General features: G+C 60.1%; 21 protein-coding genes and 1 pseudogene. 2 read left to right on the top strand and 20 right to left on the bottom strand.

Features of this window, described 5'->3' with window-relative positions:
• Positions 1–19 precede the first annotated feature (19 nt).
• The 3 genes from F4V43_RS12250 to F4V43_RS12240 form a co-directional block, all read right to left on the bottom strand.
• Entirely contained in the window at positions 20–544 is a 525-nt protein-coding gene (locus F4V43_RS12250) for a cysteine hydrolase family protein (RefSeq protein ID WP_150458514.1), read from the bottom strand.
• Between the two features lie 78 nt (positions 545–622).
• Positions 623–3289, bottom strand: coding sequence for a CHASE3 domain-containing protein (locus F4V43_RS12245; RefSeq protein ID WP_150458513.1), 2667 nt, complete (start codon positions 3287–3289; stop codon positions 623–625).
• Positions 3290–3384: 95 nt separating this feature from the next.
• Complete coding sequence (locus F4V43_RS12240) at positions 3385–3756, bottom strand: DivIVA domain-containing protein (RefSeq protein WP_150458512.1); 372 nt, start codon at positions 3754–3756, stop codon at positions 3385–3387.
• Positions 3757–3929: 173 nt separating this feature from the next.
• Between F4V43_RS12240 and F4V43_RS12235 the strand changes: the two genes are divergently transcribed.
• Positions 3930–4496 (top strand): TraR/DksA C4-type zinc finger protein, encoded by a 567-nt coding sequence (locus F4V43_RS12235; protein WP_150458511.1) that lies wholly within the window; start codon positions 3930–3932, stop codon positions 4494–4496.
• 78 nt (positions 4497–4574) lie between these two features.
• On the opposite strand, the gene F4V43_RS12230 is transcribed toward F4V43_RS12235, so the two are convergent.
• The 3 genes and pseudogenes from F4V43_RS12230 to hrpB all read right to left on the bottom strand — a co-directional run bounded on the left by F4V43_RS12230 (position 4575) and on the right by hrpB (position 8606).
• Positions 4575–4940, bottom strand: a complete 366-nt coding sequence (locus tag F4V43_RS12230) for a helix-turn-helix transcriptional regulator (protein ID WP_150458510.1) — start codon at positions 4938–4940, stop codon at positions 4575–4577.
• 477 nt (positions 4941–5417) lie between these two features.
• Positions 5418–5933: pseudogene (locus tag F4V43_RS12225) on the bottom strand (general stress protein); the annotation flags it as partial.
• 156 nt (positions 5934–6089) lie between these two features.
• Complete coding sequence (hrpB, locus tag F4V43_RS12220) at positions 6090–8606, bottom strand: ATP-dependent helicase HrpB (RefSeq protein WP_150458618.1); 2517 nt, start codon at positions 8604–8606, stop codon at positions 6090–6092.
• A 187-nt stretch (positions 8607–8793) separates the two neighbouring features.
• Here hrpB and gluQRS point away from each other — a divergent pair, with 187 nt between their 5' ends.
• A complete protein-coding gene (gluQRS, locus tag F4V43_RS12215) occupies positions 8794–9780 on the top strand; it encodes a tRNA glutamyl-Q(34) synthetase GluQRS (protein ID WP_150458508.1) in 987 nt (328 codons plus the stop codon).
• Positions 9781–9865: 85 nt separating this feature from the next.
• On the opposite strand, the gene F4V43_RS12210 is transcribed toward gluQRS, so the two are convergent.
• From F4V43_RS12210 to F4V43_RS12145, 14 genes are all read right to left on the bottom strand, one after another.
• Positions 9866–10252 carry a DnaJ family domain-containing protein gene (locus F4V43_RS12210; protein ID WP_150458507.1) on the bottom strand — a complete coding sequence of 129 codons (387 nt, stop codon included), beginning with the start codon at positions 10250–10252 and terminating at the stop codon, positions 9866–9868.
• Positions 10253–10374: 122 nt separating this feature from the next.
• On the bottom strand, positions 10375–11184 hold the full coding sequence (locus F4V43_RS12205) for an SDR family oxidoreductase (RefSeq protein ID WP_150458506.1): 810 nt from the start codon (positions 11182–11184) through the stop codon (positions 10375–10377).
• A 112-nt stretch (positions 11185–11296) separates the two neighbouring features.
• On the bottom strand, positions 11297–12160 hold the full coding sequence (locus tag F4V43_RS12200; protein WP_150458505.1) for a transglutaminase domain-containing protein: 864 nt from the start codon (positions 12158–12160) through the stop codon (positions 11297–11299).
• Positions 12157–13110, bottom strand: a complete 954-nt coding sequence (locus F4V43_RS12195; RefSeq protein ID WP_150458504.1) for an alpha-E domain-containing protein — start codon at positions 13108–13110, stop codon at positions 12157–12159. The genes F4V43_RS12200 and F4V43_RS12195 overlap by 4 nt, the downstream gene beginning before the upstream one ends.
• A gap of 33 nt (positions 13111–13143) precedes the next feature.
• Positions 13144–14607 (bottom strand): circularly permuted type 2 ATP-grasp protein, encoded by a 1464-nt coding sequence (locus F4V43_RS12190; protein WP_150458503.1) that lies wholly within the window; start codon positions 14605–14607, stop codon positions 13144–13146.
• A gap of 361 nt (positions 14608–14968) precedes the next feature.
• Positions 14969–15961 carry a signal recognition particle-docking protein FtsY gene (gene ftsY / locus F4V43_RS12185; protein ID WP_150458502.1) on the bottom strand — a complete coding sequence of 331 codons (993 nt, stop codon included), beginning with the start codon at positions 15959–15961 and terminating at the stop codon, positions 14969–14971.
• Positions 15962–16004: 43 nt separating this feature from the next.
• Positions 16005–16589 carry a GNAT family N-acetyltransferase gene (locus tag F4V43_RS12180; protein WP_150458501.1) on the bottom strand — a complete coding sequence of 195 codons (585 nt, stop codon included), beginning with the start codon at positions 16587–16589 and terminating at the stop codon, positions 16005–16007.
• 66 nt (positions 16590–16655) lie between these two features.
• A complete protein-coding gene (smc, locus tag F4V43_RS12175; RefSeq protein WP_150458500.1) occupies positions 16656–20225 on the bottom strand; it encodes a chromosome segregation protein SMC in 3570 nt (1189 codons plus the stop codon).
• 124 nt (positions 20226–20349) lie between these two features.
• Positions 20350–21054 carry a ribonuclease III gene (gene rnc, locus F4V43_RS12170; RefSeq protein ID WP_150458499.1) on the bottom strand — a complete coding sequence of 235 codons (705 nt, stop codon included), beginning with the start codon at positions 21052–21054 and terminating at the stop codon, positions 20350–20352.
• Positions 21055–21066: 12 nt separating this feature from the next.
• A complete protein-coding gene (gene fabF, locus F4V43_RS12165) occupies positions 21067–22305 on the bottom strand; it encodes a beta-ketoacyl-ACP synthase II (protein WP_150458498.1) in 1239 nt (412 codons plus the stop codon).
• Between the two features lie 232 nt (positions 22306–22537).
• Positions 22538–22771: an acyl carrier protein gene (gene acpP / locus F4V43_RS12160; protein ID WP_025334828.1), complete on the bottom strand. Its 234-nt coding sequence runs from the start codon at positions 22769–22771 to the stop codon at positions 22538–22540.
• A gap of 54 nt (positions 22772–22825) precedes the next feature.
• Entirely contained in the window at positions 22826–23575 is a 750-nt protein-coding gene (fabG, locus tag F4V43_RS12155) for a 3-oxoacyl-[acyl-carrier-protein] reductase (protein WP_150458497.1), read from the bottom strand.
• Positions 23576–23613: 38 nt separating this feature from the next.
• Positions 23614–24549, bottom strand: a complete 936-nt coding sequence (fabD, locus tag F4V43_RS12150; protein WP_150458496.1) for an ACP S-malonyltransferase — start codon at positions 24547–24549, stop codon at positions 23614–23616.
• Between the two features lie 74 nt (positions 24550–24623).
• Positions 24624–25613, bottom strand: coding sequence for a beta-ketoacyl-ACP synthase III (locus F4V43_RS12145; protein WP_150458495.1), 990 nt, complete (start codon positions 25611–25613; stop codon positions 24624–24626).
• Positions 25614–25618: the final 5 nt, after the last annotated feature.

Genomic DNA, 25618 nt, shown 5'->3' with positions numbered 1-25618 from the left:
GTTGCACGGGTCTTCGAAATTACCATTCAATCTCGGCTGCCCGGGCCAGATTCGCGAACCGGCCTCCTCCGAGAATGCCGTTGTGATGACGGACGATCTCTTCGCCGGTCATCCGGCCGTTGCCAAAGGTGCTGTGGCCGTCTTCCACCAGGGTAACCCGGTACCCCAGGCTGAACGCCCGTCGGGTGGTCGTATCCACGCAGAATTCGCTCTGCATGCCGGCCACTACAAGATGATCGACACCCAGAGCGCGCAGCTTGTCTTGAAGTTCGGTCTTGTAGAAGGAATCGCAAGCGGTCTTGTTCACGATCGCCTCCCCGGGCTGCGGATTCAGGCGGGCGCTGATCTCCCAAGTCGGCGAGCCTTCCGCGAATTCCTCTTCTTCGGTATGCCGGACGAACACGACCGGAACGTTAGCCTGCCGCGCACGGCGGAGCAGCAGCAGAATCCGCTCCATTACGCCTTCCTCATCGAACAGCTTCTCATCCGGATACGAGAACATGGCTTCCTGGACATCGATCAGCAGCAAAGCGGATTTCCCCAACTCCGACTCCCCCTTTTCGCATGGTACCTCTTCCATTCGTATTCATTATAGCAGAACGGTCCGGGTGGCAAGCAAAAATTAGGCTTCCGCCATCAGCTTGCACATCAGAGCCAGCAAATCCGGAATCTGCACCGGCTTGGCAAGAAAATCGCTGGCACCGGCTTCGAGGCATTTCTTCCGATCCTCCACGCTCGTCTTGGCGGATACGGCTATGATCGGCAAGTTATGACGCAGCAGCTCTTCCCGCAGAATGGACAGCGTATCGTAGCCATCCAGGCCAGGCATCATGATGTCCAGCAGAATCAGATCAATCGACGGTTTCTCCCGGACCATCTGCAGACATTCATAGCCATTCTGGGCCACCAGCACGGTCATGCCAAAAGACCCCAGCGCCTGCTGCATGGCGAATATATTCCGCAGGTCGTCGTCCACGACAAGCACAGTCCGCCCTTCCAGACAGCGTTCATACCGCGATCTGGCTTCGGCTGTCAGTCCGGCCAGCGCCGGCGAGGAATCCCGGCTTGCCTGCGGCGCCTCTTCTTCTCCTGCCGCCGATTCCGCATAGCCGATGTCCTCCCCTTCTTCCAGCCACTTCTCGTTGCTGGGCAGGTACAGGGTGAACACACTGCCCCGTCCTTCCACGCTGTCGAGCGTAATGACGCCTCCGAGAAGCTCGGCCAGCTGGCGGGAGATGGACAGACCGAGTCCCGTTCCGCCGTATTTCCGCGCCGTAGACCCGTCGGCCTGGCGGAACGCTTCAAATATGTGTTCCCGGTTCTCACGTGAGATGCCGATTCCCGTATCGGCAACGGCAAAGCCGATGACCGTTCCGCTCGCCGGCTTGCCGGAATCCGGAAACGATTCGCTCCGGAACAGGCGCAGCGACACCGAGCCTTCTTCGGTGAATTTCAGCGCATTGGACAGCAGATTCTTAAGAATCTGATGAAGGCGCAGACCGTCCGTGACCATCAAGTCGGGAACATTCCCTTCCCGTATAACGGAGAAGGTCAATTTGCGTTTCTCCGCAAGCGGCCCGAACGTGCGCTCCAGCACGACCGGAAGCTCTGTCAGATCGACAGGGCCGGGATCCAGCTGCATTTTACCGGCTTCCATCTTGGAGAGGTCGAGGATGTCGTTGATCATCGCCAGCAGCTCGCTGCCCGATTCATAGATTACATTCGCGTAGCCCAACTCTTCCTCAGACATCGAACCGGCCCGGTTCTCCGTCAGCAATTGAGACAGAATCAGCATGCTGTTGAGCGGCGTCCGCAGCTCGTGGGACATATTCGCAAGGAACTCCGTCTTGTAGCGCGAGCTCTGCCGAAGTTCGATATTGCTCTGCTCCAGGCGGGCAGCCGCATTCTCGGCAACCTGCTTCTGCTTCTCCAGCCGTACATTCAACTGGCTGAGCTCGCGGGCTTGCGACTGCAGCTCCTCGGACTGGGTCTGAAGCTCCTCGGACTGGGCTTGCAGCTTCTCGTTCATGTTCTGCGACTCTTCGTACAGCCGGAAGAGCTGCATCCGCGTCATGGAGGAATTGACGGCAACTGCGAACACTTCCAGGAATTGACCGAGAAGCTGGAACTGATGCGCCGACCATTTGGTAATCGAGGCCAGTTCAACCACACCGACCGTGTAGCCTTCAAAAACAATGGGTGCGATAATATCCTGTCTCGGCGCCGTTCTGCCAAGCCCCGAGCGAACGGTCAAATAATCGTCCGGCAGATTCTCCAGAACCAGCATCCGCTGATCGGCGGCCGCCTGGCCAAGCAATCCTTCTCCGAACGCCGCGCTGGCGACAGGAAGCTCCTCCGCTTCTTCGGCTCCGCCTGCATATACCGCTTTGCGGACCAGCAGCGGCCTGCTCTCTTCCGCAATATAGACGGCTCCGTACTGGATTTCGAGCGCCAGAGCCGTATTCTGCAGGAAACTCCGGCTCAGCACGGACACATCGCTGCTCTCCTGAAGCTGCATGGACAGGGCATTGACCTGTTCTACGCTGTGCCGTTCCCTCTCCATTGTATCCAGCAGGCGGTTGGTCGCCATCGCCAGATCGCAGATTTCATCCCGGGTCCTTACTTCAATCCGCTCGTCGATATCGCGCCCGCCGGCAATCCGGTCTACGGCTTTTATCACCCGTTTCAGCGTTCCGACCAGGCTGTTGGAGATCACGAGAGCGGCCAGCACAGCCGCCGCCGCTACAAGGGCCCACAGCACATACATCGTAATCAGCAGGCGACGGTTGCCTTCCTTCAGATTGACGATGCGATCTGCCGTAAGCTCCTTCTCCGTATCCCGGAAATACTGAGCCTGGGAGCGGATCTGGTCGATCAGCGTTTTGCCGACGTCGTTATTGCGGAAGAACGCCTCAACCTCGGCGTCGTTCCCTTCCTGCTTGAGATCGACGACATATTGTCCCGCTCGTTCAATCCACAGTTCGATATTCGCCCGAATCTCCTGGAGATTGCGAAGCTGGTCGTCATTGCCGGAGATAAGCCGGACGAGCTTGGAATAATTGATCTTCCAGTCCGTGATCCCTTCATTGAAAGGGCTCAAATAACGCTCATCTCCCGTAAGAGCGTAGCCGCGCTGACCGGTCTCCATATCGAGCACATTCTTCTCAATCATGTTGGTGAGATCATGAACCTCAATGTCGTGATCGCTGATCACAACCGTCTCCTGCTCCAGACTGGAGATCCGTCCCGACACAATCAGCAGGAACAACCCCAGAAGAAGGAGAATCATCAAGTAGCCCGCGGCGATTTTGCCGCGGATCTTTATCGACCAACGTCTTCCGTTAATGAGAACCTCTCCTTCCGCCCGGCCGTCTTCAACCTCTCCTAGAGCATCGGAGCCCGCTGAATGCGGCTCTTGAGCTGCCTTACGTTCTCTTCCAGCCGCAGCACGGTTTCTTCCAGCTCGGCCGGATCAATTCCCTGGACGACAGGCGGCTCCGGCTTGGATTCAGCTTTCAGTTCGCGCAGCGTAATCTGCTGCTCCTGCCATTTGTCCATCAAATCGGCAATTGTCGCATAGAAGCGTTCATAATCCTTGATGACGCTGTCGAGGAACGTATCCACTTCTTCCGGATCGTATCCGCGCAGCTTCAAATTGAACTCCTTCTCATGGATAGTGAGCGCATCGAGCGCAATTCCAAGCTGGCTGAACAGCTTTCTCTGCTTGTCCAGCCGGCGTTTCATATGTTCATCCATTTCTGTCCGCTCCTCACGATGTAGACTGTATATGTCGGCCAAACTTATTATAACAGGCGCCGGAGGCTTAGGAAATACAGCCTTGCCGGGAAGGCCGCTGATTGCCGCCGGTCCGATTCGGGTAAGGAGACTATAAACCGAACCCTACTCCGAACAAGAAAGGAAGACCGGATATGAGCCACTTGAGCGACACCCAGCTCTCCCAATTGAAGAAACAGCTGCTCGAACGCAGGGACGAGCTGACGCAGCATTTTGAACAAAACGATGAAGAGAATACCCTGCTGGGCGATTCGCTCCGCGTTTCGACCGGCGAGCTGTCCGCTGCCGACAACCATCCTGCCGACGTCGGAACCGAGACCTTTGAACGCAGCCGGGATCTCGCGATCAATGAGAATCTGATCCGGGAACGGTCGGAAATCGACGCCGCGCTGGAACGAATGGACGAAGGAACCTACGGAATCTGCCAGGCAAGCGGCGAAGAGATTCCGTTCGAGCGTCTGGAAGCAATTCCGTGGACGGCCTATACCGTCGAACACACGCCGGTGCGTGAAGTATCGGATGACCGTCCGATTGAGGAACAGGTCATGACCCGGCCGCCAAGCGGGGCCGGAGAAGGACGGCAGGAGCACAGCGGCCGCTTCGACGATGCCCAGGCTTGGGAAGCCGCGGAAGAATACGGCAACTCCGATTCTCCGGCGATGGCGGCCAAGCGGGATGTCAAGGACTATAACGATCTTTAATATCGGCTCCAATACCGAGCCTGACGGCCTTTCGTCTCCGGATGAAAGGCTGTCTTTGTGTCGGTTGCGGCGCTTCCTTCACGGACCGTAATTGTCGGCAACTGCCTTGTGAAGCAGTCCCAGGCAGCGGTCCAGGTCGGTCTTGATCTGTTTCTTGTAGAGCTTCGCTTTCTCCTGTCCGTCCGGCGTGAAGTGGTACAACACAATCTCCTGGAAATCCACCTTGGGGTCATTCCCTTTGAGCTGCTTTGTCCGGTACAGGATACCCTGCTGAACGAGTTCGTGCAGCGCGCGATATACTTCACTCTGGGGCGGAGAGTAGCCGTAATTCTTGAAGTCTCTCCGCAGGTCCTCCAGCATTTGGTACCCGTACCCCTGATGGCGTTCGACCAAGGTAATCAAATAGACTTTAAGGAAGGCCCGTTGTGCGATCATAAAAGCCAAACCACTCTCCCCCTTCTTTGGTAATGTCGTTTCTTTTATCTAATCATTGTTTCGCAGGATTCACAATAGCCGAAGAGAACCTCTTTTTCTGGAACCTGTGTTTGTCGGAGCTTAAATGTATGGATTTGTGTGAATGACCAAGGGAGAGGGTTGTCGGATAGTTATTCTATTGTGAATTTTTCATATGTTGAAATAAGAGAAATTGGGTTCGGTAACCGGCACCGCCGCACAAAAAAACAGCCGGCTCTCTGCAGAAAGCAGAAAGTCAGCTGTCTTTTCCAAGAAGATTGCGGCATCTGCCCAATTCTCTTCTTAATATCGGTTCCGGTCCACGTCATCCGGATTGACGGAGGCATTCATCGCTCCCCGGTTCCCCAGCGTGTTGCCGGCCATCGTCTCGTCCTGAACCAGCCCCGGATTTGTCGGGCCCCGATCCGTAAGCGGCGTACCGGTTCCGGCAGCCATCCCCGGCGTATAGGCCGGGTCCTGATCGATAGGCGCGTACCGGTCCGCATTCAGCGATCCGTGGGTGCGGAAGACGTCATACACCTGGCGCTCCCCGCTCTTGTCGTCCACCAATACCAGTATTTTGCCGTTGTCCACATAGCTCTCGTATTCTTTCGCTTCATCTTCCGGAATGCCGAGTCCGATCAGGCCTCCGACCAAGCCGCCCGCTCCGGCGCCCACCGCAGCGCCGGTCAGCGCCGCCGCAATCGGACCGGCCGCGAGAATCGGGCCAATGCCCGGGATGGCCAGAGCGCCGATGCCCGCCAGTAGGCCGGCTACGCCGCCGACCACACCGCCTGTCGCTGCGCCGGTGGCTACGCCTTCCGGCGCCATCGTTCCCGTCTCCTTCGTTATTTCACGGAGATCATCGCGCTCGCGCGTCACCACCGAGATGTCGTCGCTTGGTACTCCTTTGGCCTGCAATGCCTGAATGGCATGGGTAGCTTCCTGTTCCCTGTCGAATACACCTACAATTTTTCTGGTCACGTCAATCGCCCTCCTTCAGAGTTGGGGTTACGTTACCATATTACCCTTGGAACGCATCCTCTAACCTGACGCCGGCCTGACGGCCGGAAGGAAGAATACGGGTACCGATGATCGGAGGCCCTCCACCGCAGCAGCCGGCCCGCCTCCGCGCTTCGTTTACAATCTCGGCTTGACTCTGCTCGTCGCCACCGCTTCGGTCGGGTCATCCGGCCAGTAATGCTTCGGATAGCGGCCCTTCAGGTCCTTCTTGATCTCAAAGTAGGCGGAAGCCCAAAAGCTCGCCAGATCCGAGGTGACCTGAACCGGCCGTCTGGCCGGGGACAGCAAATGCAGCACCACCGGCACCCGGCCTTCCGCCAGCCTCGGGGTATCCTGCTGCCCGAACATCTCCTGGAGACGGACGGCCAGCACCGGAGCTTCGGGATCGCTGTAATCGACCGGCACGCGCGAGCCGCTCGGCACCGTGAGATGCGTAGGCGCCTCCCGGTCCAGCCGCTGGCGCTGCTGCCAGTCCAGTCTGCCTTCCAGCGCCTGTCTGAGCGGAACCCGCTGCAGGTCGCGCAGCGAACGCATGCCGTCCAGATACGGAAGCAGCCATTCCTCCATCCCGCTGAGGAGCGCTTCGGGACTCATATCCGGCCAATCCGGCACATGCCGGGCCATGAAGGCCATGCGTTCGCGAAGCTGCGTTGTCGCTTTATCCCAAGGCAGCACTTCCAGTCTCTCTCCGGAAATCGCCTCCAGCAAGGCCCGCGAGGTCTCTTCCGCCGTGGGCTGCTCATGGGTAGCTTCTTTCAGGACTAGCTCTCCGAGAAGCACGCGCCGTCTGGCGCGGACGCTGGCGGTCTGCCGGTCCCAGTACACCTCGCGGACTTCCCGAAGCTCGCCGGCATGATGCTCCAGCAGGTCCGCTTCCGAGACCGCGGCGGCGAGCTGGATCCGGCTCTGGGTGCCCTGGTCGTCGACGGCAACGGCGACCACGTATGGACTGCGCGCCAGCGGCTGTCCTTCGTTCATGGCTGCGCCGCGGCCGCCTGACAGCAGGAAGGCGCCTTCTCCGCGGCGCTGGCCGATGCGGTCCGGGTAGGCGAAGGAGAGCAGCAGCCCGCTCAGGGCGGGGTCTTCCTGCCGCTTCTGCGGCGGCAGGTCTCCCGCGGCGGCGCGAAGCTGCGCTTCCAGCCGCCGGGCCGTGCGCTCCGCGGCCCGGAGCGGAGCAGTGTCTTCGCCGCCGGCGGCCCAGCCGGCGGCATCCCGGCGCAGCAGCGCCTCCGCGCGCAGCGTAAGGTCGCTGCCGGCGCCGGCAGCGGCGGGACCCCGCAGGAGGTCCCGCTCCTGGAGCAGCGCCGCCAGCCGGCAGGCGAGCGGAGCCGCTCCGAGCTCGGCGGCGCGCAGCAGCATATGCGCCATGCGCGGATGCGTCCCGAGCGCGGCCATGCGGCGGCCGTGCGGCGTCGCCCCGCCGGCGGCGTCCAGCGCGCCGAGGCGGCGCAGCAGCTCGCCGGCCTGGGCGAGCGGCGCGGCCGGCGGGGCGTCCAGCCAGCGGAGCTCGGCGGCATCGCGCACGCCCCATACGGCCAGCTCCAGCGCAAGCTCGGCCAGATCCGCTTCGCGGATTTCCGGCTCGCTTGCATCCTTGAGCCGGGCATGCTCTTCCTCGCTCCAGAGCCGGTAGCATACGCCCGGCGCGGTCCGCCCGGCGCGCCCTCGCCGCTGATCGGCGGACGCCCGGGATACGGGAAGAGTCACAAGCCGCGGCATGCCGGTCCGCGGCGAGAAGACCTGGGTGCGGCGCAGACCGGTATCCACCACGCCTCGCACGCCCTGGATCGTCAGGCTCGTCTCGGCGATCGAAGTCGCAAGGACAACCTTCCGTCTTCCGGCAGCGGCCGGAGCTACCGCCGCCAGCTGCTCCTCCTGGCGCAGCTGGCCATAGAGCGGATACACGTCCGTGCCCGCAGGAAGCGGACCCGTCTCCAGCTCCCGCCGGAGACGGTGAATTTCCCGCTCGCCCGGCAGAAAGACCAGCACATCCCCGGGCTGTTCGCCCAGCGCGCGGCGGACGGCGTTCGCGGCCGCCTTCTCCGGGGCCAGTTCCCGACCGGCAGCCACATAGACCGTCTCCACAGGGAACGTTCGTCCCGGACAGGTAATCACCGGCGCCCCGCCAAGGAGACCGGCCACGCGCTCGCCGTCGAGCGTCGCCGACATAACCAGCAGCCGAAGGTCATCCCGAAGCACGCTCTGCGCTTCCAGAGCAAGCGCCAGCCCAAGGTCGGCATGCAGGCTCCGTTCATGGAATTCATCGAAGATGATCAGTCCGACTCCCTCCAGCCCCGGGTCGGATTGGAGCATCCGGGTCAGCACGCCTTCGGTCACGACCTCGATCCGGGTCTTTGGGCCCGACCGGGTATCGAGCCGCATCCGGTAGCCCACCGTCTCTCCGGCCTTCTCGCCGAGCCGTCCCGCCATATAGACGGCGGCCGAGCGTGCTGCGAGGCGGCGGGGCTCCAGCATCAGAATCTTAAGCCCCTTCAGCCACGGTTCATCCAGCAGGGCAAGCGGCGTCTCCGTCGTCTTCCCTGCGCCGGGTTCGGCAATCAGCACCGCGGAAGCGGAATGGTTCAAGGCTTGTTTCACATCCGGGAGAACCCGGGCAATCGGCAGTTCGGTCATGCTTACTTCGTTCTTGCTCACTTCGTTCATGCTTACCTCGCTTCTCCTCGGATTGCGGTCAGCGGGCAACAATCCTTCGCCCGTTCCGTCAGCTTCTTCTATATTCTCTATTAAATCAGGATCGCTCTCCGCTTGGCAATCTCCGGGACGGTCCGTTACAATGAATAGCGTCAAGGAGGTTAATCCGATGTTCGTCCAACCCTGCACGTCCGGCCTCCCCCGGGGACGGTTCGCACCTTCGCCATCCGGGGATATTCATATCGGCAACGCCCTGTCGGCGCTGCTGTCCTGGCTCCAGATCCGCCGCAGCGGCGGAAGCTATATTTTGCGGATGGAAGATATTGATGCCGCCCGGTGCCGCCCCGAATACGCCCGCCGCATCCCCGGCGACCTCCGATGGCTCGGCCTCGACTGGGACGAAGGCCCCGATATCGGCGGACCGTTCGGGCCCTATACCCAGAGCGAACGGATGGAACTCTACGAAGAGGCCCTGACCCGGCTCTCCGCAGGAGAGCGGCTCTATCCGTGCTTCTGCAGCCGCCACGATCTGCTTCAGGCAGCGGCGGCTCCGCACGGCCTGTCCGCCGAAGGGCCGGTCTATCCCGGAACGTGCCGCCGGCTCTCCGCCCAGGAGCGGTCGCTGCGGGCCGCCGTCAAATCGCCTTCTCTCCGATTCGCCGTTACGCAAGGGGAGCTGACCTTTGCGGACGGAATCGCCGGCAAGCAGACGGTGCAGCGGGCTGACGGAGGAGACTTTGTCGTCCGCCGGGCCGACGGTATCCCTTCCTATCAGCTTGCCGTCGTCGTCGACGATGCTCTGATGGGAATAACCGAGGTGCTGCGCGGCTTCGACCTGCTCGACTCCACCCCGAGACAGCTGATGCTGTTCGAGGCGCTCGGCTGGTCCCCGCCAAGATATTCGCATTCTCCGCTGCTGATCGGTCCGGACGGGCGCCGCCTGGCCAAACGCCACGGCGGCATTACGCTTGCGGAGCTGCGGGAGTCGGGGGTGAAGGCCGAGCGGGTTGCCGGCTGGCTGGCCTGGGTGTCGGGCTTGCTTGAAGAGCCCGAAGAGCGGACTCCCCGCGAGTTGATCGCATTCTATGATCAGAGTCGGATCGCCCGGCAGAGCATTACGGTGACGCCCGGTATGCTCGCCTGGCTTACGAACTGAATGCCGGGTCCCGGATTCCGGCTCAGGGCAGCAAGGACCTGGCCTCCGCCGAGCGGAAGCCAGGTCCCTTTTATCTTTTATCCTTCTACTCTTCCCCTTCCAGTCTCCGCCGCACCTGTTCCCCGTACATCGCATACGCAGCGCCTTGATCCAGGCCGCGTTCCCGCAGCAACTCCTGCAACCGCAGTCTTTTGCCCGTCAGATTCCGCTTCAATTCCGCGCGCCGGTCGTCCTCGCCGTCCCGGCATGCAGCCAGCAGCTGTTCCAGCGAAGCGCACTCCGCGCGAAGAGACAACTCTTCCGGCAGTACCCCGGCATTCTTCAGCAGCTTGTAGGCCATTCTTAATTCTTCCGGCACCCCGGCAAGGTCTTCCAGCTCCAGCGGCTGGCCGCTGCCCGGCAGCCGATCGAACTGGCCCTGCCGCATCGCTTCCTGAATTCGCTGCTCCGCCAGCCAGGACATTCCCTCCATGAATAACTCCTCCCGCCATCTTGCTCTTATCCGGTAATTGTATCATACCCGGCCCGGGGAACAGCAATCGCCCTTCCGCAGAAAGCGAAAGGGCGATTGTAGGGGTAGACGACGGACTGAACTCAAGTCAGCAGCGACTCGGCTCCGTCAATGACAATCTGTGCGCCGGTAATGTGGCTGGAATCGTCCGAAGCCAGAAAAGCGACCAATCTCGCGACATCCTCCGGCTTGCCCGGACCATCGGCCAGCGGCTGCTGTCCTTCCGGGAATTCGATCGGGATGGTGATAGCGTCCAGCTCTTCGATCGGCTCCGTCGTCTCGTCGATGTTGGTCGAAATGGCGCCCGGCGAGATGACGTTGACCCGGACCTTGAACTTGGCCAATTCCAGTGCCGCCATTTTGGCAAAAGCGACCTGACCCGCTTTGGTTGTGCTGTACGGCGACCAGCCGAAGCTTGTGAACCGGCGGTTGCCGTTGATCGAGCTTGTAATAATGATGCTGCCTTTGCCTCTGGCTTTGAGGTGAGGAATGGTATATTTCAGCGAGAGAAACGTTCCGGTAAGGTTGATGGACAGTGTGCGCTGCCAGTCTTCGACGCTAAGGTCCTCAATCGGACCGATGGAGCCGTTAATTCCGGCATTCGCGAAGACGATATCGATTCCGCCGAAATGCTCGACCGTCCGTCTAACGGCCTCTTCCATCCGGGCGGGATCGGATGTATCCACATCGACGGCAAGCGCGCATCCCTCTCGCATCTTGTTCAGCTTGCGTTCTACTATGGACGTGCGATCATTCACAAGATCGAACAGAGCGACATTGGCGCCCTCCCTGGCCAACTGGATGGCCGCTGCTCGGCCGATTCCCGAGCCCGCACCTGTGATGATAGCTGTTTTACCGGCAAACCGAAGCTTAGATTGGACATTGGGGCTCATGAATACCTCTCCTTTCATACGGCTGTGGGATGGTAACAACTCATTTCCTGTCTCAAGATTACCCACTTCCGTACCCTTTATAATCACCCCGCGGAACAAGATTCATCCCGGCCTAATCCAGGCGGCATACATCCACTTTGACCTCCAGCCGTCCCTCCCCGCCCCGGTATACGCCTTTGACCGGAACGATATCTTTGTAGTCCCGGCCGTGGCCGAGCTTCACATAGCGCCAGTTCACCTCGGTGTTGTTCGTCGGATCGAAGCCCAGCCAGCCTGTCCCGGGAATATGCGTCTCCACCCAGGCATGCGAAGCCTGCTCGAAATCGGCGTTCCCTCTCTGCAGGTCCCCCACAAAATGATACCCGCTCACATACCGGGCCGGCATGCCTACGCTCCGGCAGACTGCGATCATCAGGTGGGCGTAATCCTGACAGACCCCCCGTTTGAGCTTCAGCGCTTTTTTGACCGTCGTATTGACGCTGGTCGCTTCGGGATCATAGGTGAACTGTTCATAGATCGTGGAGGACAGCTTCCGCGCCCACTCATAGAGGTCATAAGCTTCACTGAACGGATGCTGGGACGCGAACTCCACCAGTTCCGGCGTCACCTCCGTATACCGGGTCGGAAGCACAAATTCGATATAACGGTTCTGGAATTCCTCTCCGTGCATCACCCGAAGCTGCTCCTCCAGCTCCAGCCGCGGCAGATCGGCCCCCTGCTCCTTGTCCACCGTTACCACGGTCGCCCGCGTGCGGATGACCATTTCCGTGTGCGGCTTGTTGACCGAGTACGCGTGGACGCGGTTGCCGAAGAAATCCTCGTAGGTCAGCAGGTGGGCGGGCGGGTAGACCTCGACCTCATGATGATAACAGGACTGGCGGTAATTCGTCCGGGGGGTCAGCCGGATCTCATTGACACTGTCCGTAACCGGCTCGGGGTACGTATACCGGGTCGTATGATGGATCTGAATCTTCATGCCCGGACCCCCTCATGGCGAAAAAAAGCGCCTTCCACCGTCCGGCCCAGCCGGGCGATGGCGTTCATCATCGCGGCCAGCACGCCGTCGACCCGCTCCGGCTCCAGATCCTCCTTCTCCATATAATCAAGCTGCGCCCGCAGCTTGCCGGTCTGCCGGATCACCCGTTCACTGCCGGCAGACCGTCCCTCCGTCTCCAGTTCCAGACCGTTCAGATGCTCCTCCAGCATGCGGAACGCATAGCGGACCGACCGGGGGAAGGCTCCGTTCATAATCAGGAACTCCAGGATGCATTCGGAGGATACGGCGTCGGCATAATACTTTCGGAAGGCTTGATAGCCGCTGACCGATTTCAGCACCGCCTGCAGGCGCGGATAGATGGCATTCGGGTCCTTCCCGCCGCAGTAGCCGGTCACGTCCGTCAGAATCCGGACCGTATTCTCCGCCCGTTCCAGAAAGCGTCCGCTCTCGATCATGCGCCATTCGTTGCCGCGCAGCATGACTGACATTTCCGCGCCCATAAACGTAGCCGCCCGTTCCTTGACCTCCTGATAGAAGGCATGCGGACCGTTCATGATATCGGCAACCGAGCGTTCCTCCAGCCACAGATTGAAGCTGTTGGCAATGTCCCACAGCTCGCTCGGTAGCTGCTGCCGCAGCGTCCGCAAATTGTTGCGGGCCTGGTGCACGCAGGAGAAGATCGAGTTGGCATTTCCGAGGTCCAGCGTAATGAACGCCAGCACATCCCCTTCCGAGAAACTGTCGAATTGCTTCAAATAATCATTGCGGGCGCCGAGCGCGTCAATGAGTCTCGACCACCGGCTGCCTTCCTCCGTGAAATCTTCCTCCTGCTGAATATGATAATGCACATCGATCAGACGGGCGTGATTCTCCGCCCGCTCCATGTATCGTCCGATCCAGAATAAAGCCTCTGCGTTCCGATTCAGCATCTCGCCACTCCCTCGTCCTCAGAATGTGCTGCTTCAGGCCATAACCCAGGTATCCTTGACGCCGCCTCCCTGAGAAGAATTGACCACAAGCGACCCTTCCCGCATGGCGACCCGGGTCAATCCGCCCGGAATGACGTGGGGCTTGCGGTCCGCGCCCATCAGGACGAAGGCCCGAAGATCAATATGCCGGGGCTGCATTACTCCGTCCGTCAGGACGGGAGCGCGGGAGAGCGACATGATCGGCTGGGCGATATAGCGGTCGGGCTCAGCCAGAATTTTCAGCCGGAACTCTTCCTTCTGCTCCCGGGTCGCTTCACTGCCGATCAGCATGCCGTAGCCCCCGGAGAGGGAGGTCTCCTTGATGACCATCTCCTCCATATGCTCCAGCGCCAAGCGGCGCTCCTCCGGACGAGAGAGCACATAGGTCGGCACATTGGGAAGAATCGGCTCTTCGCGCAGATAATAGCGGATCATCTCCGGCACATACGTATACATTGCCTTGTCATCGGCCACCCCGGTTCCGGGAGCGTTGGCAATCGCAACATGGCCCGCCCGGTAGGCGTTCATCAGCCCTGCCACGCCGAGCAGCGAATTCGGCTGGAAGGCCAGCGGATCGATATAATCGTCGTCGATGCGCCGATAGAGCACGTCCACTTTGCGGAGGCCGTTCATGAATTTCAGATAGACCTTATGGTCTTGGACCACCAGATCGCGTCCTTCTACCAGATGGATTCCCATTTGCTGGGCCAGGAACGCATGTTCATAATAAGCGGAATTGTATTCGCCCGGTGTCAGCAGCGCAATGACAGGATCGCCGGAGCGGGATGGCGACAGACTGCGGAGCACGGACAGGAAGCGGTTAAGACTGTGATCCACATCCCGGATAGAACTGGACAGCGATAATTCGGGGAACAGCTGGTTCATCAGCGAGCGGCCCTTGAACAGATAAGAGAAGCCGGACGGGGTCCGCAGATTATCCTCAAGCACATAATAGCGGCCGTCGCGGTGGCGGATCAGATCGATTCCCGAAGTCGTGATGTAGGAGCCGCCGGGTACGCGGAGTCCGGCCATTTCCGGCCGGAAATACACATTGGAGAGAATGAAGCGTCTGGGAATGACGCCGTCCTTGACGATGTACTGCTCATGGTACACATCATGAATGAAGAGGTTGAGTGCGGTAATCCGCTGGACAATGCCGGCTTCGAGCGTATCCCACTCCTGCCGGGAGATAACGCGGGGTATCATGTCAAAAGGGATCGTTCGCTCCATCGGCTGATCCTGGGCCGGATTGTACAGCGTGAATGTGATGCCTTCCTCCATCATCCTGCGCTGGATCTGACGCTGCTTGGCCTGAAGTTCCTCCGGGCTCATCCCGGCGAACATCCGGTTAACCGGGCCATAGTGCGGACGAACACGGCGGGCATCCGCGAACATTTCGTCATAATAATCTTGCAGCGGGTATGGAGACAGACCAGGTAGAGGGTCCAGTTTGGACATAAGCCCGACTCCCTTCGACAAGTGTTAGGTACAATAACACATTAGCTGAAGATTTGGAACTAAACTTATTTCCATCATACGTAAACCTTATTGGTCATGTCAATATACTTAACAATCATTTTCACATTTATAAACTCCGCATTGAAGGCGGCGTGGACAGACGGAAGGGGAATACTGAATGGTATGCGCGGGGCGGGTGGGATATTCCGGGTTTGATGTGTTTTTGTGAATTTTTCATATGTTGAAGGATGACGTTAATATTGATGAAAAAGTGAAAAAGCGGCGGGAACTTTCGTTCCCGCCGCCTTCTCCATCTGCCGGCTGCCTTGCGGCCCCCTGCAGTCTTCGGTCTTCTGCCCGCTCAGTCTTCGGTCTTCTCTTCTTCCGGAATCAGACCCGAGAACAGCGCATGCACGAACTGCTGCGAATCAAACGGCTGCAGATCATCGATCTTCTCGCCGAGGCCGACCAGCTTGACCGGCAGGTTCAATTCCTGGCGAATGGCGATGACAATCCCGCCCTTGGCTGTGCCGTCCAGCTTCGTCAGGACCAGCCCGGTTACGCCGCTCTTCTCGCCGAACAGCTTCGCCTGGCTCAGCGCGTTCTGTCCGGTTGTGGCATCCAGCACCATCAGCACTTCATGCGGCGCTCCCGGAATCTCGCGCTGAATCACGCGGTAGATCTTGTTCAGCTCTTCCATCAGATTGTTCTTGTTCTGGAGACGTCCTGCCGTATCGCAGATCAGAATATCGACGTTCCGCTGCTTCGCCGCCTGGACGGCATCGTACATCACCGCCGCCGGGTCGGAGCCGGACGATTGCTTGATTACATCGACGCCGGCGCGCTGTCCCCACACTTCAAGCTGCTCGATGGCGCCGGCGCGGAACGTATCTCCTGCAGCCAGCAGAACCTTCTTGCCCTGCGACTTGTAACGGTGGGCCAGCTTGCCAATCGTAGTCGTCTTGCCGACGCCGTTGACGCCTACGAACAGGATAACCGTAATGCCGTCCGGATTCTCCCGAAGCGCTACATTGTCGTCCCCACGCAGCAGATCCATCAGCATGCTGGACAGAATCGGCTGCAGCTCGGCCGCATCCTCGATCCGCTGCTTCTTCACTTCGGCGCGCAGATCTTCGACCAGCTTCAGCACCGTGTTCACTCCGACATCGGCGCCGATCAGAATTTCTTCCAGTTCTTCGTAGAATTCTTCATCAATCTTCTTACGCCGGATAATAAGATCGGATACTTTCTCGACCAGACCTTTGCGGGTCTTCTCCAGCCCGTCCCGGAACTGCTTCGTTACACTCTCGGTCTTCCCGGCAATGCTCTCTTTCAATTTGCGAAAAAAGCTCATGGTAACCTCCCTGTAAATGGTATAACGGCTCCGCTACCGGCTTTCATCCTCTGTCTGGATCTTTGTCTGGATCCAGGCTGAAACGAAGCGGAATTTCACGAACCTTGCGAATCCAGATCAAATGGTGGTGTCCCGGGCCCCAGCGGTCATTCAGCACCCGGTCCGGTTCGCCGAATTTGCGGGTCCACAGCTGCTGGGCCCGCGGGTACCCGCTGTCGAAGCAGAACTGCTCGATGCCTCTTCCCAGCATAGCCAGAAGCACCGCATTCCAGAGCAGGGAACCGATTCCCTTGCCTTGGTAATCGGGATGAATCAATGCGCCCCCCACCTCGGTGAGGCCGGCTGCTTCCTCTCCGAGCACTTCGGCAATAAGCCCCTTGCCGGGTCCGAACTGCATCGTGCCGACCAGCTTGTCGCCGTCCAGCGCAAGCAGGAACAAGCGCTCCTTCCCGCCGCTCGCGAGATCGTCTTCAAGCAGGCCTATCTTCTCTTCCACTTCGGCTTCCATATCCGCCGCCATATGAGATAAGCCTTCGCGTGCAAACGTATCCTCAATGACCAGCCGGAAGAATTCCTGGAGCGCCGGCAGGTCTTGAGGCTCCGGTCTGCGTATCCGGATAGATGGCATTCAGCTTCCTCCTCTACGGATCGGTCTGACAACCGTTCAGTCTGACAACCGTTCAGGTCTAACCGATCAGGCGATAACGGCTTCTTCGTCCTCCAGTCTCACGGAGACCAGCTTGGACACGCCGCCCTCTTCCATCGTCACGCCGTAGAGCACATCGGCCTCTTCCATGGTTCCTTTGCGGTGGGTGACGACAATGAACTGCGTCTGCTCCGAGAATTCGCGCAGATACTGCGCGAAGCGGACGACATTCGCCTCATCGAGCGCCGCCTCCACTTCATCCAGCACACAGAAGGGAACCGGCTTGACCTGAAGAATGGCGAACAAGAGAGCCATTGCGGTCAGCGCCCGCTCTCCGCCGGAGAGGAGCTGCAGGTTCTGCAGCTTCTTGCCGGGCGGCTGGGCGACAATGTCGATCCCGGTTCCGAGCATATCGTCGGGATCGAGCAGCAAGAGGTCGGCCCGGCCGCCGCCGAACAGCTTGCTGAACACTGTTCCGAATTCACGGCGGATGGCATCGAAGGTCGTCTTGAAGCGTTTCGACATCTCCTCCTCCATCTCGCGAATGACCTGGTACAGCGTGGTCTTCGCTTCCACCAGATCGTCCTTCTGTTCGCTCAGGAAGGTGAAGCGCTCATGCACGCGCTGATACTCCTCGATCGCGCCGAGGTTCACTTCTCCGAGCGCGGAGATGGACCGGCGCAGCCGCTGCACCTCCGCCTGTGCCTGCGGCACATCCTCCGGCACCGGATAGCGCTGCTTCGCCAGTTCGTAGCTCAGCTCGTATTCATCGCTCAGCTTGCGAAGAATATTATCCAGCTCGACATCCAGACGGCCGACGGCCACCTCGGTTGCCCGCAGCCGCTCCTCGACGGAGCGCAGCGTCTGGCGCTGCTCGCGCGTCTCGTTCTCCTCCGTCTCCAGCCGCCGGGTCAGCGAAGCCCGGGCCGCGCGGGAGAGGTCCAGCTTCGAAGCGGCTTCTTCCTTGCGCAGGCGGAACGTATTGAGGTCTTCGACCTGCTTCACCGCTTCGGCGGCGTTGGTCTCCAGATCCTGCTCCATCGTCGCCAGCAGATTCCGGTTCTGGCGCAGCTCCCGGTCTTGGGAGCCGGCATCCTGACGGAGTCTGCGCAGCTGCTCCTCCAGCGAGAAGATCTCCTGATCCAGCTTGCCTTCCGCCACCTTCATGCCCGTCAGCTTGCCCTGAAGCTCTTCCTTCTCATTCTCGCTCGCCTTGCGGGCGGATTCGGCGAGCCGGATCTCTTCATGGGCCTGCTTCTCTTCCGCCTCCAGCCGCTGCAGCTCGGACGCCGCCGCCTCTCGCGCGGCGGCAAGCTGCTTCAGCTCGTCCTCGAAGCCGCTCTTCTCCGCTCCGGCGCTGTCCGCCTGTTCCGTTACGAGCCGCAGCTCCTGTTCAAGCTGCTTCAAATCCCCGGCGGCCCGCTGCTCGTCCAGACGCTTCTCGTCGCCGTCCTGGCGCAGCTTCTCCATAAGAGCGTTGGCCTTGTCCTGTTCGGCGCGCAGCCGGGCCAGCGCTTCCCGCAGCTTCGACACATGCGCCTCGGCGTCCTTAATCTCGGCCTCCAGCTGTTCCAGCTGGCGCTTGCGGCCCAGCAGGCTGCTGTTCTTCTTATGCTGGCTGCCGCCGGTCATCGAACCGCCGGCATTCACCACATCGCCCTCCAGCGTGACTACCCGGTAACGGTACTGGCAGCGGGCGGCGATCCGGTTCGCCTGCTCCAGCGTTTCGGCGATCACCACATTGCCGAGCAGACTGCCGACAATGCCGGCATATTTCGGGTCATGGCCGACCAGCTCGGCGCCGATGCCGACAAAGCCCTCTGCCCCTTCCACGAGCTGGCGGTCGCTCGCGCCGATCTGCCGCGGACGGATAACGTCCATCGGCAGGAAGGTCGCGCGGCCCAATTGGCGCTGCTTCAGAAAAGCGATCGCCTGCCGGGAGACCGACTCGTTGTCCATGACGATATGCTGCTGCGAAGCGCCGAGCGCCGTCTCCAGAGCCAGCTCCAGCTTCTCGGGCACGGCAATCAGCTCCGCGACCGCGCCCTGCACGCCCGCAAGCTGGCCTTTACGCGATGCCTTCAGCACTTCTTTGACGCCCAGCATGAAGCCGTCGAAGTCGTCCTGCATTTCCTTCATCGTCTCCAGACGGGAGACGAGCGCTTCCCGCTTTTGCTCCCACTTCCGCAGACTCGCGCCGCTCTCCTCCTGCAGCTTGTGCCGGGCGGAGATCTTCTCGCTCTCCGCAATGTAGGCGCTGCGCAGCTTGCCGAGCTCTGTTCCGAGCTCTTCGATCAGCTTGCGCCGCTTGTCCCGTTCCAGCGTCAGTTCCCGCAGGCGGGAGCTCCACTTGCCGCTCTCTTCCTCACTGCGGTTCATCCGCCGCTCCAGATTCTCCTTCTGCTGGTCGGCGTACCGGATTTCATTGCGCGCCTGCGCCATCCGGTTCATCAGGTCGAGCAGACCGCTCTTGAGAGTCTCCTCCCGGTTCTGGCTTAATCCCCCGGCCATTCCGGCCAGCCGTTCTTCCTCCGCCGCAATCTCGCCACGAAGCGTCTCCAGCCGTCCCCTGGCTTGTGCCAGGCTCGTCTCCAAGGCCGTCAGCTCGCGCAGTCTGTCCTCGGAGCGTTCTCCTACAGAGCCGAGCGCCTGCAGCAGCTGCTCCCGGTTATTCTCCAGATGGCGCCGCCGTTCTTTCAGCAGTTCACCGTAGCCTTCGCTCTTCTCGTAGGCTTCGCTGTACCGCAGAAGCTGTTCCTGCAGGCGTTCGATCTCTTCCTCCAGCTTGCGGAGCTCGGCCCGGCCGCTCTCCAGCTTCGCATCGTGTGCCGAAACGACCGTCGACAGCTCCAGCTGCTCCCGGCCGAGGACCTCCAGCTTGGCGCTGCCTTCCTGCCAGGAGGCATGAATTCCTTCAATCTGATGCACGTATACCGAAATCTCCAGCCGCTTCAGCTGTTCCTTCAGTTCCTTGAAGCGGGCTGCCTTCTCGGACTGCTCCCGTAGCGGACCGATCTGATCCTCGAGCTCGCTGACCAGGTCGTGAATGCGGAGCAGGTTCTGCTCCGTCTCATCCAGCTTGCGTCCGGCGTCCCGGCGCCGCGATTTGTATTTTACAATTCCGGAAGCTTCCTCAAAGATACCGCGCCGGTCTTCCGAACGCGTACTCAGAATCTCTTCAATCCGGCCCTGTCCGATAATCGAATAGGCTTCCCGGCCGATCCCCGTATCCATGAACAGCTCGGTAATGTCCTTCAGGCGGCAGGCCTGCTTGTTGATCTGATATTCGCTCTCTCCGCTGCGGTGCACCCGGCGGGTGACCGTCACCTCGCTGAAATCGAGCGGAAGCGTATGATCTTCGTTGTCCAGCGTCAGCGATACTTCGCCGTAATTGACGGCCTTGCGCGCATCGCTTCCCGCAAATATAATGTCTTCCATCTTGCCGCCGCGCAGCGATTTGGCGCTCTGTTCCCCCAGCACCCAGCGGATGCCGTCGGAAATATTGCTCTTGCCGCTGCCGTTCGGTCCGACGACCGCTGTAATGCCGCGTACGAACTCCATCTCCGTCTTGTCCGCGAACGATTTGAAGCCCGCAAGCTCGATCCGTTTCAAAAACATACTGTCCCTCTCACCTCTAAACCGATTATATCATAAGTGTCCGCCGGCCGGACCGCCCCGTATAAAGGCAAAAACGGCCGATCGTCCCGCTCGGGAGGATCGGCCGTCCGGCGTATCCGCTGCCTCAGACTTCGCTGGCTCTCAACTGCTGAAGGGCAGCTGCTGCCGCCTGCTGCTCCGCTTCTTTCTTCGACCGACCGCTGCCGCGGCCCAGAGAACGGCCCGACATCATCACTTCGGACACGAACTCCCGCTCATGCGCAGGACCCCGTTCTTCGATAATCCGGTATTCCAGATTGCCGAGTCCGTGATGCTGAATCAGTTCCTGCAGCTCGGTCTTAAAATCGCTCACGCCGACCTGAAGCTTGCCGCCGGTCTCCACTTTCGGAAAGACGTGCTGGTTAAGGAAGCCCCGAACCGCCTCCAGTCCCTGATCCAGGTAAAGCGCTCCCACGAACGATTCGAACACGTCGGCGAGCAGCGCCGGACGCGTGCGGCCTCCGGTCTGCTCCTCGCCTTTGCCCAGCAGGACGAACCGGCCAAAGCCCAAGTGCTCGGCAAATTTGACCAGCGACGGTTCGCAGACAATCGCAGCCCGCAGCTTGGTCAGTTCGCCTTCCGGCCGGTCCGGCAGGAGAGTATACAAATATTCCGATACGGTCAGCTCCAGCACCGCGTCGCCCAGGAACTCCAGGCGCTCGTTGTCCTGGTGCTGGTGGAAGCGGTGCTCGTTCACATACGAAGCATGCGTGAAAGCCTGCTTCAGCAGCGAGGAGTCGTGAAACCGGATATCAAGTTGCCGCTCAAGTTGCTTCAAGTCTCCGTTCACCGCTCGCTCTCCTTACGGATTGAATTTTTTGAGGACAATGGTTGCATTATGCCCGCCAAAGCCAAAGGAGTTCGACATGGCGATCTCCAGGTCCGCCTGGCGAGGCACATTCGGCACGTAGTCCAGATCGCATTCCGGGTCCTGATGATCCAGGTTGATCGTCGGCGGAATGACGCCGTTCTGCAAGGCCAGCCCGCAGATAATCGCCTCCACGCCGCCGGCTGCGCCCAGCAAATGGCCGGTCATCGACTTGGTCGAGCTGACGGCTACCTTGTACGCATGGTCGCCCAGCGCCTTCTTCACGGCAATGGTCTCCGACCGGTCGCCGACCGGAGTCGAAGTACCGTGGGCGTTGATGTAATCCACCGCTTCCGGTTCAATGCCGGCATCGCGGATCGCCATCTTCATGCAGCGCGCCGCTCCGTCCGGGTCCGGCTCGGTCATGTGGTGCGCGTCTGCGCTCAATCCGTAGCCGATTACCTCGGCATAAATATGCGCTCCGCGGGCAGTAGCGTGCTCCAGCGATTCCAGGATCAGAATTCCGGCTCCTTCGCCCATGACAAAACCGTCGCGGTCGCTGTCGAATGGACGGCTCGCCTTCTCCGGCTCATCGTTGCGGGTGGTCATCGCCCGCATGGAGCAGAAGCCGGCCATCCCGGTCGGGCGGATCGTTGCTTCTGCGCCGCCGCAGATCATTGCATCGGCGTCGCCGCGCTGAATCAGACGGAGGGAATCGCCGATGGAATGGCTGCCTGTTGCGCAGGCGGTTACCATCGTCGTGTTCGGCCCTTTGGCTCCGAGGCTGATCGATACCTGACCGGAGCCCATATTGGCAATCATCATCGGGATGAAGAACGGGCTGACCCGCTTCGGCCCTTTCTCCAGCAGCAGATTGTGCTGATCTTCCCAGGTGCCCAGACCGCCGATGCCGGAGCCGACCGATACGCCGATTCGCTCCGCTTCCACGTTCTCGCCGATCTTGAGGCCGCTGTCCGCCAGAGCCGATTCGCTCGCCGCCAGCGCGAACTGGACGAACCGGTCCATCTTGCGCGCTTCCTTGCGGCCGAAACGCTCTTCGGCGTTGAAATCTTTGATCTCCGCTGCGATGCGGGTCGGATAATCGCTCACATCAAAAGCTTCTATTAAAGAAACGCCGGATTTGCCTGCCATCAGGCTGCTCCAGAACGTCTCCAAATCTTGTCCCAGCGAGGTCATAACTCCCATGCCGGTGACCACTACTCGATGACTCACACACTCACCCCGTCTGCCGACCGTGCCGGGCACGGTCTGTATTGACTGCTTACCTGCGGCCGAGCGGCCGCCTTCTATATAAATGGCAATCGCCTGCGGCGAACGTAGCTTGTTTTCGGAATTCAGGAAGCTGACGGCCTGGCCTTCCCTGCAAGGGGACAGATGCAAAAGCCGTAATAAATAAGGAGAAGTCCCGCCTTAAGCAGGTACGGGACTTGATTCACCATAGACACTAGGTATGAGATTGTATGTAATTCACAACTTCACCCACGGTCGTAATCTTCTCTGCATCTTCATCAGAGATTTCCATATCGAATTCATCTTCCAATTCCATGACCAATTCCACTACGTCGAGAGAATCAGCACCCAAATCATCTTTGAAAGACGCTTCCAGTGTTACTTCGGCTTCGTCGGCTCCTAAGCGATCGACTACGATGCGTTTTACACGCTCCAATACGTCGGACATCCGGTTCACCTCCTCTTCGAGTATTATACGAGATATGTTTCCAAAATGCCATCCTTACATATACATGCCGCCATCGACATGAAGCGTCTGGCCGGTCATGTATGCAGCCCCGGAAGAGACCAGGAAAAGCACCGCCGAAGCGATCTCTTCCGGCTGGCCCAGACGGGCCAGCGGGATGCCTTTGGAGAGCTCGGTACGAGCTTCCTCCGGCAGCGCGCGGGTCATGTCGGTATCAATGAAACCCGGCGCGATGCAATTGACTGTGATCCCCCGGGAGGCGAGTTCCCGTGCGGCCGACTTCGTCAGGCCGATGATGCCGGCCTTGGCGGCCGAGTAATTGGCTTGGCCGGGATTCCCGGTTACGCCCACCACGGACGAGATATTGATGATGCGTCCGTAGCGCTGCTTCATCATCGGCCGCGTCGCCGCCTTCAGGCAGTTGAATACGCCTTTGAGGTTGGTCTCGATTACCTGGTCGAACTCTTCTTCCTTCATCCGCATAATCAGATTGTCACGCGTGATGCCGGCATTGTTGACCAGGATGTCGATGCGTCCCCAAGCGCCCAGCGCTTCCTTGACCAGCGCCTCCGCTTCATCGGCGCGGCCCACATTGCCGCGGATCGCCACAGCCTCCGCGCCGAGAGCGCGGATCGCCTGGACGGTCTCCTCCGCAGCCGCTTCGCTGCCGGAGTAGTTGACGACCACGTTGACCCCGTGCTCCGCCAGCGACAGGGCGATGCTGCGCCCGATCCCCCGGGAAGCTCCCGTTACAAGCGCGGTCTGACCCCGCAAAGCTGAGAACATGCTTCCACTCTCCTTCGCCATAGTTGGTTGACTCCGCCTTAAGACAGCTCGTTCCGGAGTGTGCCCACGCTCTCCAGACTGTTCACATTCAGCAGTTTCACACTGCGGTCGATCTTGCGGATCAGCCCTGTCAGCACACTTCCGGGTCCGATCTCGACAAAGGTATCCACCCCGGCCTGAATCAGCTCTTCGACGCTGTCCTGCCAGAGCACAGGCGAGTACACCTGTTTCACCAGCAGAGAACGAAGCTCCTCGGGGTCGCTGACGGCCGAAGCGGTCGCATTGACCACGACGGGAACGGCGGGCTTCCGGAACTGTACCCGGGCCAGCTCTTCTTCCAGCCGCAGCGCGGCCGGCTTCATCAGCGAGGAATGGAACGGGCCGCTGACTTCAAGCGGGATTGCCCGTTTGCCGCCGATCTCCTTCACGCGTTCGCCCACCGCCGAGACGCCTTCCTTGCTGCCTGAGACAACAATCTGCCCCGGACAGTTCACATTGGCGAGCTCGACGGCATGTCCCTCCTCCGAGATTGCCCGGCAGAGTTCGGCCAGCGCTTCGCGCGGAGCGCCAAGCACCGCCGCCATCGCGCCCTGGCCGCCGGGAACGGCTTCTTCCATGAATTGGCCGCGGAGCCGGACCAGCCGGACCGCGTCTTCATAGGCCAGAACGCCGGCTGCTACAAGAGCGCTGTATTCGCCGAGACTGTGTCCGGCTGCATAATCGGCGCGCACGCCCGCCGCCTCCAGCGCCCGCAGATAGGCGATGCTGGTGGTCAGAAGGGCAGGCTGCGTATTCGCCGTCTGCTTCAGCTCGCTCTCCGGTCCTTCAAAGATCAGATCCGTCAGCTTCAGGCCAAGCGCTGAATTGCCCTGCTCGAACACTTCGCGGCTCTCCGGAAGAGTCTCATAGACATCTCTGCCCATCCCGACCGATTGCGCCCCCTGGCCGGGGAATATGAATGCGATTTTTCCCATTGTCGCCCTTACTTCCTTTCCTCATACGAATCACCCGGCAGAGGCAGCGCCGATGCGCCGCCTCTTGCGCCCGTTTACCAGATCAGGACGGAAGCGCCCCAGGTCAGACCGCCGCCGAAGCCGACCATCAGAACCGTATCGCCTTCCTTCATGCGGCCCTGCTCGGCAGCCTCAACGAGAGCCAGCGGAATCGACGCCGCCGAAGTGTTGGCGTAGCGGTCCACGTTCACGACGCATTTCTCTTCCGGCAGCTCAAGCCGCTGCATCGCAGACTGGATGATCCGGACGTTGGCCTGATGCGGAACGAACAGGTCGATGTCTGCTTTGGTCAGACCGGCCTTGGCCAGCACTCTTTCGGTTGCAGTGCCCATGACGCGGACAGCAAATTTGAACACTTCGCGGCCGTTCATATAAATGAAATGCTTCTTGCCTTCCACCGTCTCGGAAGAGGCAGGAAGGCGAGACCCGCCGCCCTCAAGCTTCAGCAGCGAGCCGCCGGCTCCCTCTGCGCCAAGATCGAAAGAACGGAATCCGCGGCCTTCCGGAACTTCGCCGATAATGACCGCCCCGGCTCCGTCTCCGAACAGCACACAGGTGTTCCGGTCCGTATAATCCGTAATCCGCGACAGCGTATCCGCCCCGATTACGAGCGCATTGTTGTACATCCCGTTCTGAATCATGCCGACTGCCGTAGCCAGACTGTATACGAAGCCAGAGCAGGCCGCAGACAGATCGAATGCCGCTGCCCGGGACGCCCCGAGCTTATCCTGAAGAATGCAGGCCGTTGAAGGAAAAGAAGTGTCCGGCGTAATCGTTGCGACGATGATGAGATCCAGCTCCTCGGCCTTCATGTTCGCCGTCTCCAGCGCTTTCAGCGCAGCCCGGTAGGCGAGATCCGAGGTAGCTTCCTCCGGAGCGGCAATATGCCGTTCGCGGATTCCCGTCCGGCTTACGATCCATTCGTCATTGGTTTCGACCATTTGTTCCAGATCGCTGTTCGTCAAAATGCGTTCGGGCACATACTTGCCCGTACCGATAATGCCCACAGGCCGTAAATTGTTCATGTCTC

Source organism: Paenibacillus spiritus (assembly GCF_008710135.1).
Taxonomy (GTDB): Bacteria; Bacillota; Bacilli; order Paenibacillales; family Paenibacillaceae; genus Paenibacillus_AQ; species Paenibacillus_AQ glufosinatiresistens.
The sequence above is the reverse complement of the archived record's forward strand: the minus strand, read 5'-3'. Positions and strand labels throughout refer to the sequence as shown.